Origin of the sequence: Mycobacterium sp. 050128 (genome assembly GCF_036409155.1) — a bacterium.
GTDB lineage: Bacteria > Actinomycetota > Actinomycetes > Mycobacteriales > Mycobacteriaceae > Mycobacterium.
This window is the reverse complement of record NZ_JAZGLW010000001.1, coordinates 1,044,145-1,059,202: the sequence shown is the minus strand read 5'-3', so window position 1 is coordinate 1,059,202 and position 15,058 is coordinate 1,044,145. Positions and strand designations below refer to the sequence as shown.

The window sequence follows — 15,058 nt, the reverse complement described above, 5'->3', positions numbered from 1 at the left end:
GCATGCTCCTTGATCACGCGGCCCGGAATTGAACCCACATGCCCTGCGTCAGCAGCGCCGGATCGGACCGCGTCAGGTCCCACAGGACCGCGTCGGTGCGACCGATGAGTTGCCAGCCGCCGGGGGATTGGCGTGGATAGATCGCGCTGAACTCACCCGCGAGTGCGACGGAGCCGGCCGGTACCGAGGTGCGAGGCTCGGCGCGGCGCGGCACCCGCAGCCGCGGATCGCCGTCGACGAGGTATGCGAAACCCGGTGCGAATCCACTGAATCCGACTCGCCACAGCGTGGCGGTGTGGGCGTCGACGACCTGTCCGGTCGTCAGCCCGGTGTGGTTGGCGACCTCGGCGAGATCCGGACCGTCGTAGACGACGTCGATCACCACGTCGGGGGTGCGCTCGGCCGGAGCGGCCGTGTCCGCGGTGATCCGCAGTTTCCGTAGTCGCTGACGGATGACGCCCTGATAGCGCGGGCCGTCGAGTTTGACCAGCACCGTACGGGCGGCGGGAACGATGTCGAGCACGCCGGGCAGCACCGCCGCACGCAACGTGTCCGCCCATGCCAATACCTCTGCGGTGCTGCCACATTGCACCAACAGCGCCTGGTCGCCGTAGTCCAAAACGACGTTGCCGACCAGCTCGGTCGACACGTCCGCGGGGAGATCCGTCACGCTCATTACTGAACGGTAACTTCGGAATCGGCGCAGGCAAAGAGGCCGGGTCCGGATTTTCGAGCACTGCCAGAGCTGCCTTAGCGAACGCACAAAGAGCCGGGGCTATCCGAGCACTTTGCCGATCAGTGGGGGCAGCTGATCGGCGACCATCGGGTAGCTCAGCGGCGACGCGAAAGCGATCGCACCGGCCTGGTCCTTGGTGGTGAAGACATGGCGGTTCTGCGCGGTCGCCTGCGATCCCGCGACCTCAGGGTCGGCCAGCAGCGCCTTCTGCTCGTCGGGACTCTCGGTCGTCCAGATCACCACGTCGGCGGAATCGAGCACCGTTTTGATCTGGTCGCGCGGGATGACGGCGCGGTGATCGCTGACGAAAGGCTTGATGCTGTCGGCGATGACCAAACCCATCTGGTTGAGGAAGTCGGTTCGCCAGCCCGCCGCGGTGGCGACCACGGTGCCCCGGAACAGGGTGCCCTGCATCAGCAACGCGCGCTTGGTCTTCCACTGCGGGTGATTCTGGGCGACGGCGACGAACTGCTTGTCGACGCTATCGATGAGCGTCTTCATCTGGTCGGCCTGAAACACCGCCTGGCCGACCGCGGTGGCCTGGTCCTTCCACGGCTCGAAGAACGCGTCGCCGTCGGACTGCGCGATGGTCGGGGCGATCGCGGCCAGCTTCTGGTAGGTGTCGGCGTCCAAGCCGGCGTTGATGGCGACGATCAAATCGGGTTTCAGGCCAGAGATCTGGTCGACGGCTATCCCATTGTCCAGGTTCAGCACCACGGGCTGCGCGCCGCCGAGCTTGGGCTGGGCCCACGGCCACACCGCGAACGGCTGGTCACCGAACCAGTTGGTCACCGCGATCGGTACGACGCCGACGGCGAGCAGGTCATCTTGCTCGGTGTAGCCCGCGCTGACCACACGTTTGGGCGGCGTCTTGATGACGGTCTGACCGAAAAGATGGGTGATTGTCACGCCTTCGCTGCCGGGAGCGCCCGCCGGCGGTTTGGGATCCGAGCACCCCGCCGCCGGCCCGGCCGCCGCGGCGGCCGCGGCGGCACCGGCGAGCTGCAAGAACCCCCGCCGATTCCATCCCTGTCGCATCGCGTGAGAGTATCGCGTCGCCGACGCTGACCTGCATCGCCGCGCGGTTTTGCCGCTCACCGCAGCGGCATGCCGGCGTCGACGAAGTCCAGGGCCCGATAGATCGTCGCGGCCGTCGGTGGCGCGCTGTCGGCGGCGGCCATCATCGCACCGGTCAGTGCTCCCGCGAACACCCGTACTTCGAAATCGTCTGCGGGACGGCCGATTCGGCGCCCGACCATCTCGGCAACGACGTTGACGGTGCGGTAGTACTCGTCGTACATGGCGGCCTTGAGCTCGGGTATCGAGAACATCAGCCGCTGCCGGGTGTTCTCGAAATCCAACTGCTCAGCGGGCAGCGCGGCCATGACTTCGGTGTAGGCCCGGCGGATCGCCTCGGTGGGCGACAGCTCGGGCGGCTGCGTCTCGAAGGCCGCGAAGATCAGCGGGTCCAGGTCGTCGGCGAGCAGCAACGACTCCTTGGATCCGAAGTAGCGGAAGAAGGTGCTCGGCGACACCTCGGCGGCCTCGGCGATCTGCTCGACGGTGGTGGCCGCATAGCCGTTCGCATCGATCAGGCGGAACGCCTCGCGCCTGATGGCCTGGCGGGTCTTGAGCTTCTTGCGCTCCCGCAGACCCAGGGGTTGATCAGTCGCGGGCATGCGGCAATTCTCCCGTACCCGCGGCGCCCGGCCGGGAAGCCGGCGGCGTATGGTGCCCCTCCTTGTTCCAAGGGCTGTAGTCGGCGATCAGCTCCTGCTGCGGCGGGCGCTGGTCGACGGGAACATGCTGCAGGTTGATCCGGATCCGGTACCAGATCGAACTCGGCCCGCGCATGCCGTCGACCAGCACATCGGCCGGCGCCAACCGCTCGGCGACGGCGGGATAGCGGTCGCGCCAGATGTCCAGCGCGGCCATCGCCTCGTCCTTGGTCTTGGTCCGGGCGATCTCGATCAGTGGCATCGAGGACCGACGGCGCCCGTCGGCACTCTTTGCCGCGCCGCGCGGCGCCCGCTCCGGCGGGCCCATCTCCTCGGCCAGCATCAGCAGCCGGTCCAGGTCACCGACCGCCTCGTCCATCCCCGCCCACGGGTCGCCGATATCGGCGAACCGGTCGGGAACGGTAGCGATCGTGAACGCCTCCGGCCGGCAGCCGGCGACCTCGTCCCAATGCAGCGGCGTCGACACCCGGGCGTCCGCAGTGGCCCGCACCGAGTAGGCGGACGCGACCGTGCGGTCCTTCGCGTTCTGGTTGAAGTCGACGAACACCCCCTCGCGCTCTTCCTTCCACCAGCGGCTGGTCGCGGCGTCGGGCACTCGCCGTTCCACCTCACGGGCCACGGTCTGGGCAGCCAGCCGGACCTGACGGAACTCCCAGCGCGGCGCGATGCGGGCGTAGATGTGAAAGCCGCGCGACCCGGACGTCTTCGGCCACGCGACCAGGCCGTAGTCCTCCAGCACCTCGCGGGCCACCAGGGCCACGTCGACAATGCCCCGCCAGTCGACCCCGGGCATCGGGTCCAGGTCGACGCGCAGCTCGTCGGGGTGGTCGAGGTCGGTGGCGAGCACCGGATGCGGGTTGAGGTCCACACAGCCCAGGTTGATCGCCCACGCCAGCCCGGCGGCGTCGTGGATGACGGCCTCGGCGGCCGACGTGCCCCGCGCGTAGTGGAGCTCGGCGACGTCGACCCAGTCCGGCCGCTTCGTCGGCGCACGCTTCTGGAACACCGCCTCGTGCGCGATTCCCTTGACGAAGCGCTTGAGGATCATCGGGCGCCCGGCCACACCCCGCAACGCTGCGTCGGCCACCGAAAGGTAATAGCGGACCAGGTCGAGCTTGGTGTAAGGCCCGGTCTCACCATGGGCTTCGAAGACGACCTTGTCCGGGTGGGTGACCGTGACGTGGTGCCCGGCAACCTCCAATGACACCGGACCGGCCATGACGTTCATCGTAATTCCGAGAAAATTTTCTGGCCGCGTTGCGACCCGCGTCACATATGGTGAGGTTATGCCTAACCTTCCTGGCCTGCCCGGGCACGCCGTATCCAAGGTCCAGCAGTATGTCGAACGCGGTTCGGCGGAGCTGCATTACGTGCGGAAGATCTTCGAGGCGGGCGCATTCAAGCTGGAGTCGCCGCTGAAGACCGCCGCCATGGCAACCGACATCGCGAAGTGGGGCGAGTTCGGCATGCTGCCCTCGCTTAACGCCAGACGGACTCCCGACCGCGCGGCGCTGATCGACGAGGACGGCGAGTTCAGCTACCGCGAGCTCGACGAGGCCGCCCACGCCGTGGCCAACGGCCTGATCGAAAAGGGCGTCAAGGGCGGCGACGGCGTCGCCATCCTGGCCCGCAACCACCGCTGGTTCGTCATCGCCAACTACGGCGCGGCCCGCGTCGGTGCTCGCATCATCCTGCTCAACAGCGAATTCTCCGGACCGCAGATCAAAGAGGTCTCCGAGCGCGAAGGCGCCAAGGTCATCATCTACGACGACGAATACACCAACGCCGTCAGCAAGGCTGAGCCCGAACTCGGCAAGCTGCGCGCGCTGGGCACTAATCCGGACAGCGACGAGGACTCGGGCAGCACCGACGAGACGCTCGCCGACCTGATCAAGCGCAGCAGCTCCGAGCCCGCGCCCAAGGCCGGCAAACACGCGTCGATCATCATCCTGACCAGCGGCACGACCGGGACACCCAAGGGCGCCAACCGCAGTACCCCGCCCACCCTGGCCCCCGTCGGGGGCATCCTGTCGCACGTTCCGTTCAAGGCCAACGAGGTCACCTCGCTGCCGGCGCCGATGTTCCACGCGCTCGGCTACCTGCACGCCACCATCGCGATGTTCCTCGGCTCGACGCTGGTGTTGCGGCGCAAATTCAAACCACCGCTGGTGCTGGAAGACATCGAGAAGCACAAGGTCACGGCCATGGTCGTGGTGCCGGTGATGCTGTCGCGCATCCTCGACACGCTGGAGAAGATGGACTCCAAGCCCGACTTGTCCAGCCTGAAGATCATCTTCGTGTCCGGATCTCAGCTGGGCGCCGAGTTGGCCAACCGCGCCCTGAAAGACATCGGTCCGGTCGTCTACAACATGTACGGCTCGACCGAGATCGCGTTCGCGACGATCGCCCGGCCCGAGGACCTGGAACGCAACGCCTCGACGGTCGGCCCGGTCGTCAAGGGTGTGAAGGTCAAGATCCTCGACGACAACGGCAACGAGGTGCCCCAGGGCGACGTGGGACGCATCTTCGTCGGCAATGCCTTCCCGTTCGAGGGCTACACGGGCGGCGGGCACAAGCAGATCATCGACGGCCTGATGTCGTCGGGCGACGTCGGCTACTTCGACGAACACGGCCTGCTGTATGTCAGCGGCCGCGACGACGAGATGATCGTCTCCGGCGGCGAGAACGTGTTCCCCGCCGAGGTCGAGGACCTGATCAGCGGACACGAAGCCGTGGTGGAGGCCACCGCGATCGGTGTCGAGGACAAGGAGTGGGGCCACCGGCTGCGCGCGTTCGTCGTGAAGAAGGAAGGCGCCGACGTCGACGAGGACACCATCAAGGGATACGTGCGCGATCACCTGGCCCGCTACAAGGTGCCGCGCGAGGTGATCTTCCTCGAGGAATTGCCGCGCAACCCGACCGGCAAGATTCTCAAGCGGGAACTGCGCGAAATGCAGGTCGACTAGCGGCGCGGTGGCGGGACCGGCTAACGCCGGTCTTGGATGGCTCGGACGATCTGGGCCGCGAGTTTGGGATCGGCCAGCAGCTGGTCGATCAGCGCGGTGAGCACCTCCTGGCCGGTGACCCGGGCGACGCCCAATTGATCGGCGGCGTCTCGCTGCCAGATGTCGAGTGCTCGATGGGTGGCTGCCGGGAGGTCGACGGTGCGCCGCGTCCGCTGGATGCGGGGGGTTTCGCCGGTGGAACGTGACCGCGATTCAGCGGGATCGGCGACCATTCGTTGGGGGCGCGGCTGCCGGAACCCGGAGAGGCGTTCAGTTGGTGCGCTGTCTCCGGCGGGTGTCGCGGCCGACATCTGCGCTCGGAACCCTCCGGCGCCGGGCCCGTTGTGGCCGGGGTTGAAGCTCACTGGGGCTACCGTCCCTCCCGTGGGTGCAATCAGTAAATCAGTGCTTCCGTACACGTTGCCTACTGATTGTCTCACTGACACCAGCGTAAGTCGTGTCGCGCGAGGTCGGGTGTTAGGGCGTACTGTCGTCGGGCCGCGGCCAGCCCGGGTCGCGAGCCCGGTCCTCACCAGCGAAATTTAAAAAGTAGCTGTCGAAATCGATCACGCGGTCTGAATGACCACGCAGATGTTTACTATGTGCCGTTGATACGTCATGGTAGGTAGTCTCTATTACATTCGAATTGAGCGCATTGGGCTGCAGTAAATGATGATTTACGCAGTCGAGTATATCCGTACGTCAGTACATCAGTATACCGCCCTCTAGATGGACTTATCCCATCTCAGGAGCTACTGATCTCAGTATCGTCGCATTTCTTGAATAACGCGAATACGCATTATTTGAAATACAGATTTCAGTCTTGCGACTACACAATGGCATTGCCAGTAGCGCAATTCAATTGTTACCGAATTCACAGTGCAATTTGGCGCCGTTGCTATTGTTTGCCAAGAAATTTATGCGTAGCGTTCGAGGTGTCGGGGGACAGGGTTCTCGGAAGGAGCTCACGATGAGGAACTCACTGCGATCGATCCGCGGCGCGGCCGCGGGCGCTGTCGGCGCCGGCGCGGTGGCCGGCGCGATGCTATTCGGCGGGATGCCTGCGGCGCAGGCCGCACCGGCGCCCGCCCCTGCCACGACTTTCGACATCGGCGGCCCGCACGGTGGCGCCCCGCTCAGCCCCGGGATCCTTCCCGAGCGGCCCGGCGGCGGCCACGGCGGCCACGGTTGGGGTCCCGGCGGCGGACACGGTGGTTGGGGTCCCGGCGGCGGCTGGGGCCACGGCGGCGGCTGGGGTCGCGGCGGCGACTGGGACCGCGGCTGGGGCGGTGGCTGGGGCCACGGCTGGGGTAATGGTTGGGGACACCCTGGCTGGGGTGGGGGCAACTGGTGGCGCCCCTGGTGGTGAGCCGCCAAGATCGCGGGGCCGGCCAGCCTCGTCCTGCCAGATACATAGGCGGGCCGACCCGCAACTAGGGGGGAACCCACGCCGGTCTGACGACCTCAGACCGGCGTGGCCCTCAATCAATAGACGTCCATGCCGAACCGGGACCGGCCCCGGTTCGGCATGGATTTTCTTTACGGGTCGCGCGGCAGGCCCAGCAGCCGCTCCGCGATGATGTTGAGCTGCACCTCCGAGGTGCCGCCGTAGATGGTGGTGGCCCGGCTGGCCAACAGGTACTCGCCCCACTTGCCCGCCAGCTCATCGGGGTCGCCGATGGCGGCGTCGGTGCCGAACGAGGAAACCGCGAATTCGGCGTAGCCCTGACCGGTGCGCATCGACAACAGCTTCGAGATCGCCGCGGACGGCATCGCGTCACCGCCGGCCAGCGTCAACAGCGTCGAGCGCAGGTTCAGCACCTTGGCCGCGTGCCCTTCGGCGATCAACTGCCCGGCCCGGTGCTGGGCGACCTGATCGAATTGGCCTTCAGAACGGTAATTGCGGACGAACTCGACGAACTGGGGCAGGGTCGCCAGGAAATTCGCGTCGCTGCTGCCGATCGACACCCGCTCGGCGGTCAGTGTGTTGCGGCTGACCTCCCAGCCGCGGTTGACCTCGCCCAGCACGCACTCGTCGGGAACGAACACGTCGTCGATGTAGACGGTGTTGAACATCGCGTTCCCGGTCAGCTCGCGCAACGGCTTGACCGTCACCCCTTCGCTGCGCATGTCCAGCAGGAAGTAGGTGATGCCATTATGTTTCGGAGCGCTGGGCTCGGTTCTCGCCAGCAGCGCACCCCATTGCGAGTACTGCGCGGCGGTGGTCCAGATCTTCTGGCCGGTGATGCGCCAGCCGCCGTCGGCCCGGGTCGCTTTCGTGCTCAGCCCGGCCAGGTCCGATCCGGCGCCCGGCTCGGAGAACAGCTGGCACCAGACCATCTCGCCGCGGAAGGTCGGCGGCAGGAAGCGTTGCTTCTGCTCCTCGGTTCCGAACGCGACGATCGACGGGATGATCCACGCGGCAATGCCGACCTGCGGTCGCCGCACCCGCCCGGTGGTGAACTCCTGGGCGATGATGACCTGCTCGATCGGGCTGGACGCCCGGCCCCACGGCTTGGGCAGGTACGGCAACACCCAACCGCCCTCGGCGAGTGCCACGGTGCGCGGCTCCCGATCCATCGCCTTGAACGCGGCGACCTCCGCGCGGATCTCCTCACGCAGCTTCTCGGTCTCGGGATCCAGGTCGATGTCCACCGGCCGCATCCCGGTGGTGGTCGCGGTGTTGACCACCTTCTGCGGGTAGTCCGAACTGCGACCGAAGCAGGCGGCCAGCATCAGCGCACGGCGGTAGTACACGTTCGTGTCGTGCTCCCAGGTGTAGCCGATGCCGCCGTGCACCTGAATGCAGTCCTGCGTGCAACGCTGGGCGGCCGCGGGTGCCAGCGTCGCGGCCACGGCGGCGGCGAACTCCACGTCCGGCGAGCCTTCGTCGATCGCGCGTGCCGCATCCCACACCGCCGCGGTGGCCCGCTCGGTGTCGGCGATCATCTCGGCGCACTTGTGCTTGATGGCCTGGAACTGGCCGATCGGCCGGCCGAACTGCTCCCGGATCTTGGCGTACTGCGCCGCCGTGTCGGTCGCCCAGCGGGCCACGCCGATCGCCTCGGCGGACAGCAGCGTCGACATCAGCGCGTGGGCGTTCGTCCTGGTCAGGGTGCTCAACAGGGCATCCTCGCCGACCTCGACGGCGTCGGCAGTCACATGGGCGATCGGCCGCAGCGGATCCAGGCTTTTCACCGGCTCGACCTCGAGTTCCTCGGCGCGCAGCACCACCCACTCGTCGCCGGAGTCGATCGCCACTGGCAGCACCAGCACCGACGCCTGCGCCGCGGCGGGCACCGCGCGGACCTCGCCGCGGATCACCAGCACGCCCTCGTCCTCCGGGCCCTTGCGGGTGGCGGTCAGCCCGGAGTCCAGCGCGTAGGCGGCGATGGCCGCGCCCGACGCCAGCTCGGCGAGCACCTTGGCATCCGGGTCGTGCGACGCGATCAGGGCACTGGCGATCGCCGACGGCACGAACGGCCCGGGCACGGCGCCGTAGCCGAACTCGGCCAGCACGATGGCCAGCTCGAGCAGGCCGAAGCCCTGCCCGCCGACCGCCTCGGAGAGATGAACACCCTGCAGGCCTTGCTCGGCGGCCGCCTGCCAGTACGGCGGCGGATTCTCGACCGGAGTCTCCATGGCCGCGTGCAACACCTCCGACGGCGCGACGCGCGCCACCAGGGACCGCACCGAGTCGGCCAGATCTTGATGCTCGGAAATTATTGCGATCGGCATTGGTCGCCTTCCCATGCGCTCGGGGTTCGTTTCGGCCAAGCACTCTTCAATCTAATAACCGGTGGGTTGGTTGACTACTGGGGTTACCAGGTTGGCCAGCGGCTCGCCGTCGCGCAGCCGGCGGCAGTTGGCGACGGCCTCGACCAGATAGCGCCGCATCGTGTCGACGGTGTACCAGGTGACGTGCGGTGTCAGCACGACGTTGTCCAGACCGAACAGCGGATTGTCGGGCGCGGCCGGCTCCGCCTCGAAAACGTCGAGGCCCGCGGCCGCCAGCCGTCCGTCGCGCAGCGCGCCGGCCAGCGCGTCCTCGTCGACGATGGCCCCCCGCGACGTGTTGACCAGCACCGCACTCGGCTTCATCAGGGCGATCGCATCCCGATTGAGCAGATGATGGGTATCGGCCGTCAAAGGCAGGTGCAGCGAGACGATGTCGCTGCCGGCCAGCAGCTCGGGCAGCGGCCGCCAGCCGGGCCGGCCGTCGTCGCGCGTGCTGGTGTGCACGACGGTGGCGCCCATGGCGCCGACGACGGCGGCGACGCGCTTGGCGATATTGCCGTAACCCACCAGGCCGACTGTGCAGCCGCCGATGTCGCGGACTGTCTCGCCCAGGTCGGGATCGAGCGGCCAGCCACGCCCCTGCCGGGTGGCGCGGTCCAGCTCCGGCAGCCTGCGCAGGGCGGCCAGCATCAACAGCACGGTTCCCTCGGCCACCGACGGCGCATTGGCACCGGGCATGTTGGCGACCGCGATGCGGCGGTCGGTCGCGGTCGCCACGTCGACGGTGTTCACCCCGGCACCGAGCTTGTGCACCAACCGCAGCTTCTCCCCGCGTTTCAGGTCTTCGCCTGACAACGGCCGTAGTACATGCCAAATAACTTCGGCTTCGGGCAGCTCGCGGTAGAAGCAGGCGTCGTCGTCGGCGGCGCACCAGCGAATGTCGAGCCAATCTGCTTCGGCTGCAAGGAAATCGAGGACTTTGTCACCGGGAACGAAGTGGGCGAGAACTCTCAGCGCCACCGCTTGCTGATCCACCTGGCGATGGTATCCGCCTGCTCGCTACGCGCGCCCGGGGTGGTGAAGTAGTGGTCGCTGTCGATCGAGACCTGAAGTTTGTCAGTGCTCGCGAGCGCGTCGTAGATGCGTTGCGCGTCAGAGGGAAACACGCCGGTGTCTGCCTCGGCGTTGATCACCAAGGCCGGGCAGGCGACGCGGCCCAGGTGCGGCTCGGCCCGGGTTTGCGCCACCCGCAGGCTCCACATGCCCAACCAGTTACGCAGCGTGCAAGACGCGGCGATGCCTTGGGCCGACCGGTTGGCCTTAGCCGGCACGCCCGCGTAGCACAGGTTGGGCGAACGCTTGGTGGGCTCGATGTTGGGATCGACCATGCGGGGATCGGCCCAGGTTCGCATCACCGAGAACGGTCTATCCGAAAAGCCGGCTGCACGAACACGTTTAAGCTCCATCTCGGCCCAGTCGGTGATGGCGTGGTTCCGCGCGAGCTGCGCCGAGCGGTAGCGAGCGATGAATTCCGGCGGGTACGGCGGGCCGTTGACATCGTTGAACAGGTCGAGGTCTGCATCGGTGGCGACGGGGTCGTTTTCGTCGACGACGGCGGCATCCATCCAGGCGGTCAGCACCTCCGGGCGTCCGGGATGCGCCGCGGTGGCGACATAGCCGTCGGCGGGCAGCAACTCCGTCAGCCCGCTGGCCGGCCGCATGCCCGGCAGCGGGGTCACATTCGGCTCGACGGCTTGCGATTGGTATGCGGACATCAACGATCCGCCTCCCGAATTGCCCAGCAGGACAACGGTATCCACGCCCTGAACCTCGCGTAGCCAGCGCACGCCCACGCCGATGTCGACCAGCGCGTGGTCGAGCAGGAAGTTGCTTTCGAAGCCACGGAACCTGGTGTTCCAGCCGAGAAATCCGATGCCCCGAATCGCCATGTAATCGGCGAGATAGTGCTCGGAGAAGTCGATCTGGTAATGCGCGGCGATCATGGCCACCTTCGGCTTGCGTCCTACGCCGCGGTGGTACAGCCCCTGGCAGGGGTGTCCGCCCGCGCCGGCGCGCCCGGCGGTAGGCGACGGAAGGCCGACGAACTCGCGGACAACCCCTGCGCTGGCGCTGTTAGGCGTCAATTCAGTGACCTTCCGTTGAGTAGATCGCCCGGTAGTAGATGTTCGCGAGGGTTTGGATGCAGGCCTGGTCGTCGAGTTCCCCGTCGGTGGATCGACTGAGCTGGATGTAGCAGAACTGGTTGAACATCGCCACGATCGCCTCGGCGATCAGCTGTGGATCGTCGCCCGGGCAATACCCCTTGGTCTGCGCACGACGGACGGTTTCGGCAATGAAAGATATTGGGATATCACAGATTTCGGCCCAGTACTGTGCGAAGTCGTCGTTGACCATCGCCAGCTGGGACACACTGATCACCTCGGCCAGCCGGTTGCGATAAGAGTTCCAGTGCGCCGCGGCCGCCTCGTGGGCACGTTCCTGGTTGGACAGGCCATGCCCGGTGACCGAGCGGGCGCGCTCGTTGGCCTCGTCACGAAAGCGCAGCGCCCACTGCCGGACCATCGCCTCTTTGGAGTCGTAGTAGTTGTAGAAGGATGCCGACGAGCGGCCGGCTTCGGCGGCGATGTCGGCAATCGTCGTCGCCAGGATTCCCTTGCGCGCGATCACTGTTCGCGCGGCCGCGTCGATCGCCGCCTGCGTCTGACGGCCGCGGTGCGTCGGGAATTCGGCCGGCCGGCCGGCCCGACCGTCGGATGCCGCCGCGATCGACACCTGATATTCCTCCCTGGAGCGAAACTGAATCTGATGTTAGATTCAGTTTCTCTGATTGGCCAGGCCCGACGCGCCAGGAATCTAGGGGAGCCGCAACATGATCAAGCCCGACAACCCCAACACCGAATTCGAACTCGGCGGAATCAACCATGTTGCGCTGGTGTGTTCGGACATGGCTCGCACCGTGGACTTCTACAGCAACATCCTCGGCATGCCGCTGATCAAGTCGCTCGATCTACCGGGCGGCGCCGGCCAGCATTTCTTCTTCGATGCCGGCAACGGCGACTGTGTCGCGTTCTTCTGGTTCGCCGACGCGCCCGACCGCGTCCCCGGCCTCTCGTCGCCCGGCGCGATTCCGGGTATCGGGGACATCACCAGCGCGGTCAGCACGATGAACCATCTCGCCTTTCACGTCCCGGCCGAGAAGTTCGACGCCTACCGGCAGCGACTCAAGGACAAGGGCGTACGAGTCGGCCCGATACTCAACCACGACGAGAGCGAGATGCAGGCTTCGGCGACGTTGCATCCCGGCGTCTACGTGCGCTCGTTCTACTTCCAGGACCCTGACGGAATAACGCTTGAGTTCGCTTGCTGGGTAAAGGAATTCGGCGTGAGTGACGCTCAGGCTGTTCCCAAGACGGCGGCTGACCGGCGACCCCGGGAGCACGCCGTAACCTAGTCGGCAAAACCGTTGCCGAGTCGGGGGAGTCGATGATGACGGACGGCGTTTTGACCGACGAGCAGATCGCGGCGCTGACACCCGCACAGCGGCGGGATTTGATCGCGCGGCTGGAGGCACCGCTGTCCGAGGTGATCGACCCGGCGGTGATTGCCCGGATAAGACGTCTGCGATTGGGCTTGATGGTCGGTGGCTCGATCGCGATGATTCCCTGGCTGGCCTACCTCGCGCTGACGCTGCCCGATAGCTATGTCGCGCATAATTGGGTACTGACCTGGGTGGGCTTCGACATCCTGTTGGTCGGATTCATGGTGGCGACGGCGGTTTTCGGTTACTTCCGCCGCCAGGTATTGCTGTTCGCCGCCTTCACTTCCGGCGTGCTGCTGATCTGCGACGCATGGTTCGACCTGATGACCGCCGGGCCCGAGGACATCTGGCTGTCGGTGGTGACCGCACTGGGCGTCGAGGTGCCGCTGGCAATTTTCATGATCCGCGGCGCCCAGCGCATCATGCGGCTCACGATGTTGCGGCTGTGGCTCCTGGATCCCGGGATGCGGCTGTGGCAGGTGCCGTTGTTTCCGTAAGGCCGTACAGCCGCGGGTGCGCGAGCTCGTCGAGCAGCCCGGCGAGCTGATCGACGAGTTGATCGGGGTCCAGCACCACGTCGCCGACCAGCCAGGCGCTGATCACCTGCCCGACGCCGCCCACCGCGAAGTGCGCGCCCGCCTTCATGCTGTTGCTGGCCGCCATCTTCAGCATGTCGCCGCCGTGCTGGCCCAGCAGCATCGCGAACAGCGCGGTGGATTCGGCGCGCTTGCGCACGATCACGGCATCGGCAAGCTGGGTGCTGAACAGCAGCCGCCCGACCCGGGGATCCTCGGCGATGGTCCGCGCGATATTGGCCATGCCGGCGCGGGACTGTTCGGGTATCGGCACCGCCGCGACCGCGGCCTGAGTGGTGGCGGCCAGGTCGGCGATCACCGAGTCGAACACCGCGCCGACGAATCCGTCCCTGTCGCTGAAGCTTTCGTAGAAGTAGCGAGGGGTCAGGCCCGCGCGGGTGCAGACCGCGCGAACGGTCAACGCCGAGGCGTCCTGCTGGCCTGCCCCCAGCAGATCCAGGCCTGCGGCCAACAGCCGGCCCCGTCGTTCGGCCAGTCGCCGCGCGGCCTCGACGCCGCGGTAAGGGCGCTCGCTTGGGGTCTGGTCCATGACCACCATCTTGACACCGGCGCGATACGGCGACAATATCAGGAAACAAGCGTTGTCACATTTAGCGCACGGAGCGGCGGAGGGGTTTCCGGATGGCGATTCGCGAGACGGTTCAGCAGCTCATTCCCCATGTCGAGCGCGCGATCTCCGATCCGCCGCGGCCACAGTCGAGGCGGCGGAGCCGGCTGGTCCCCGACGACTACGCGCTGATGGGTGTGGCGCTGCTGGCCGGTCCGGCCAACGTGATCATGGAGCTGTCCGTTCCCGGCGTCGGCCACGGCGTGGCGGAAAGCCGCGTCGAGAGCGGCCGAATCGACCGTCATCCGATCAAGCGGGCGCGCACCACCTTTACCTACATCGCGGTAGCCAGTGCGGGGACCGACGAGCAGAAAGCCGCCTACCGCCGCGCGGTCAATCGTTCGCACGCGGAGGTCTACTCCAGGCCGGGTGACCCGGTGCAGTACAACGCATTCGATCCGGAATTGCAGCTGTGGGTGGCGGCGTGCATCTACAAGGGCGGCATCGACATCTATCGCACCTTCATCGGCGAGCTGACCGAGCAGGACGCCGACCGGCGCTACCGCGACGGCATGTCGCTGGGCACGACCTTGCAGGTGCCGCCGCAGATGTGGCCGGCGGACCGGGCGGCGTTCGACAAGTACTGGCAGGAGTCACTGGAAAAGGTGCACATCGACGACACCGTTCGCGAGTTCCTGTATCCGATCGCCGTGTCCCGGGTGCGCGGCGTGCGCCTGCCGCGGCGGGTGCGCGAACCGCTGGAGAACTTCAACCTGCTGATCACCACCGGCTTTCTGCCGCAACGGTTTCGCGACGAGATGCGGTTGCCGTGGGATGCCGCCAAGCAGCGGCGCTTCGACCGGCTGATGTCGGTCCTGGGAGTCGTGAATCGCCTGCTGCCGCGGATCATTCGGCAGTTCCCGTTCAACCTGATGCTCTGGGATCTGGACCGCCGGATCCGGACGGGACGCCCGTTGGTCTAGCGCACCGTGGGGCCGGCGTACCAGGCTCTGTTGATAACGACAATCATTTTCAGTACGCTCTGGGCAACCTCATATCTTCCAGCCCTGAGGAGTTGCCGTGCTGCCAACTGGCGATGTCGCGTCAGGTTCGTCGTGTTTGGTTGTGGGCGGTGGCT

15 protein-coding genes are annotated in these 15,058 nt (G+C 66.7%); 5 read left to right on the top strand and 10 right to left on the bottom strand.

Translation table 11 applies throughout. The features are described 5' to 3' along the window. Positions 1–13 precede the first annotated feature (13 nt). From SKC41_RS05155 to SKC41_RS05140, 4 genes are all read right to left on the bottom strand, one after another. On the bottom strand, positions 14–676 hold the full coding sequence (locus SKC41_RS05155) for a 5-oxoprolinase subunit B family protein (RefSeq protein WP_330976637.1): 663 nt from the start codon (positions 674–676) through the stop codon (positions 14–16). A 99-nt stretch (positions 677–775) separates the two neighbouring features. Next, positions 776–1,774 (bottom strand): ABC transporter substrate-binding protein, encoded by a 999-nt coding sequence (locus SKC41_RS05150; protein WP_330976636.1) that lies wholly within the window; start codon positions 1,772–1,774, stop codon positions 776–778. Between the two features lie 56 nt (positions 1,775–1,830). Continuing rightward, on the bottom strand, positions 1,831–2,415 hold the full coding sequence (locus SKC41_RS05145) for an acyl-CoA-like ligand-binding transcription factor (RefSeq protein WP_330976635.1): 585 nt from the start codon (positions 2,413–2,415) through the stop codon (positions 1,831–1,833). Then, positions 2,402–3,703: a DNA polymerase domain-containing protein gene (locus tag SKC41_RS05140; RefSeq protein WP_330976634.1), complete on the bottom strand. Its 1,302-nt coding sequence runs from the start codon at positions 3,701–3,703 to the stop codon at positions 2,402–2,404. Before SKC41_RS05140 ends, SKC41_RS05145 begins: the two co-directional genes overlap by 14 nt. Before the next feature lie 58 nt (positions 3,704–3,761). Here SKC41_RS05140 and fadD2 point away from each other — a divergent pair, with 58 nt between their 5' ends. Continuing rightward, positions 3,762–5,441, top strand: coding sequence for a long-chain-fatty-acid--CoA ligase FadD2 (fadD2, locus tag SKC41_RS05135; RefSeq protein WP_330976633.1), 1,680 nt, complete (start codon positions 3,762–3,764; stop codon positions 5,439–5,441). 20 nt (positions 5,442–5,461) lie between these two features. On the opposite strand, the gene SKC41_RS05130 is transcribed toward fadD2, so the two are convergent. After that, a complete protein-coding gene (locus SKC41_RS05130; protein WP_330976632.1) occupies positions 5,462–5,845 on the bottom strand; it encodes an ATPase in 384 nt (127 codons plus the stop codon). Between the two features lie 605 nt (positions 5,846–6,450). Here SKC41_RS05130 and SKC41_RS05125 point away from each other — a divergent pair. Further along, positions 6,451–6,849, top strand: coding sequence for a hypothetical protein (locus SKC41_RS05125; protein ID WP_330976631.1), 399 nt, complete (start codon positions 6,451–6,453; stop codon positions 6,847–6,849). A gap of 170 nt (positions 6,850–7,019) precedes the next feature. On the opposite strand, the gene SKC41_RS05120 is transcribed toward SKC41_RS05125, so the two are convergent. From SKC41_RS05120 to SKC41_RS05105, 4 genes are read right to left on the bottom strand one after another with little or no spacing between them, the layout of a single operon-like run. After that, complete coding sequence (locus tag SKC41_RS05120; protein ID WP_330976630.1) at positions 7,020–9,218, bottom strand: acyl-CoA dehydrogenase; 2,199 nt, start codon at positions 9,216–9,218, stop codon at positions 7,020–7,022. Between the two features lie 51 nt (positions 9,219–9,269). Then, positions 9,270–10,253 carry a 2-hydroxyacid dehydrogenase gene (locus tag SKC41_RS05115; protein WP_330976629.1) on the bottom strand — a complete coding sequence of 328 codons (984 nt, stop codon included), beginning with the start codon at positions 10,251–10,253 and terminating at the stop codon, positions 9,270–9,272. Further along, positions 10,229–11,362, bottom strand: coding sequence for an alpha/beta hydrolase (locus SKC41_RS05110; protein ID WP_330976628.1), 1,134 nt, complete (start codon positions 11,360–11,362; stop codon positions 10,229–10,231). The genes SKC41_RS05115 and SKC41_RS05110 overlap by 25 nt, the downstream gene beginning before the upstream one ends. Position 11,363: 1 nt before the next feature. Next, entirely contained in the window at positions 11,364–12,005 is a 642-nt protein-coding gene (locus SKC41_RS05105; RefSeq protein ID WP_442931663.1) for a TetR/AcrR family transcriptional regulator, read from the bottom strand. A 103-nt stretch (positions 12,006–12,108) separates the two neighbouring features. Between SKC41_RS05105 and SKC41_RS05100 the strand changes: the two genes are divergently transcribed. Together SKC41_RS05100 and SKC41_RS05095 are read left to right on the top strand one after the other, a co-directional pair. After that, positions 12,109–12,690, top strand: a complete 582-nt coding sequence (locus SKC41_RS05100; RefSeq protein WP_330976626.1) for a VOC family protein — start codon at positions 12,109–12,111, stop codon at positions 12,688–12,690. Between the two features lie 35 nt (positions 12,691–12,725). Beyond that, the gene (locus SKC41_RS05095) at positions 12,726–13,274 is read left to right on the top strand and encodes a hypothetical protein (protein WP_330976625.1); all 549 of its coding nucleotides are present in this window, start codon (positions 12,726–12,728) and stop codon (positions 13,272–13,274) included. On the opposite strand, the gene SKC41_RS05090 is transcribed toward SKC41_RS05095, so the two are convergent. Next, the gene (locus SKC41_RS05090) at positions 13,207–13,911 is read right to left on the bottom strand and encodes a TetR/AcrR family transcriptional regulator (RefSeq protein WP_330976624.1); all 705 of its coding nucleotides are present in this window, start codon (positions 13,909–13,911) and stop codon (positions 13,207–13,209) included. The two genes, SKC41_RS05095 and SKC41_RS05090, sit on opposite strands and share 68 nt — an antisense overlap. 83 nt (positions 13,912–13,994) lie before the next feature. Between SKC41_RS05090 and SKC41_RS05085 the strand changes: the two genes are divergently transcribed. After that, complete coding sequence (locus SKC41_RS05085; protein ID WP_330976623.1) at positions 13,995–14,903, top strand: oxygenase MpaB family protein; 909 nt, start codon at positions 13,995–13,997, stop codon at positions 14,901–14,903. Positions 14,904–15,058 lie beyond the last annotated feature (155 nt).

Bases quoted from the DNA above. Each gene is read 5' to 3' on its own strand.
- SKC41_RS05140 (WP_330976634.1), bottom strand. From the start codon at position 3,703: ATGAACGTCATGGCCGGTCCGGTGTCATTGGAGGTTGCCGGGCACCAC.
- fadD2 (WP_330976633.1), top strand. From the start codon at position 3,762: ATGCCTAACCTTCCTGGCCTGCCCGGGCACGCCGTATCCAAGGTCCAG.
- SKC41_RS05095 (WP_330976625.1), top strand. From the start codon at position 12,726: ATGACGGACGGCGTTTTGACCGACGAGCAGATCGCGGCGCTGACACCC.
- SKC41_RS05090 (WP_330976624.1), bottom strand. From the start codon at position 13,911: ATGGTGGTCATGGACCAGACCCCAAGCGAGCGCCCTTACCGCGGCGTC.
- SKC41_RS05085 (WP_330976623.1), top strand. From the start codon at position 13,995: ATGGCGATTCGCGAGACGGTTCAGCAGCTCATTCCCCATGTCGAGCGC.
- SKC41_RS05155 (WP_330976637.1), bottom strand. From the start codon at position 676: ATGAGCGTGACGGATCTCCCCGCGGACGTGTCGACCGAGCTGGTCGGC.
- SKC41_RS05150 (WP_330976636.1), bottom strand. From the start codon at position 1,774: ATGCGACAGGGATGGAATCGGCGGGGGTTCTTGCAGCTCGCCGGTGCC.
- SKC41_RS05125 (WP_330976631.1), top strand. From the start codon at position 6,451: ATGAGGAACTCACTGCGATCGATCCGCGGCGCGGCCGCGGGCGCTGTC.
- SKC41_RS05145 (WP_330976635.1), bottom strand. From the start codon at position 2,415: ATGCCCGCGACTGATCAACCCCTGGGTCTGCGGGAGCGCAAGAAGCTC.
- SKC41_RS05100 (WP_330976626.1), top strand. From the start codon at position 12,109: ATGATCAAGCCCGACAACCCCAACACCGAATTCGAACTCGGCGGAATC.
- SKC41_RS05120 (WP_330976630.1), bottom strand. From the start codon at position 9,218: ATGCCGATCGCAATAATTTCCGAGCATCAAGATCTGGCCGACTCGGTG.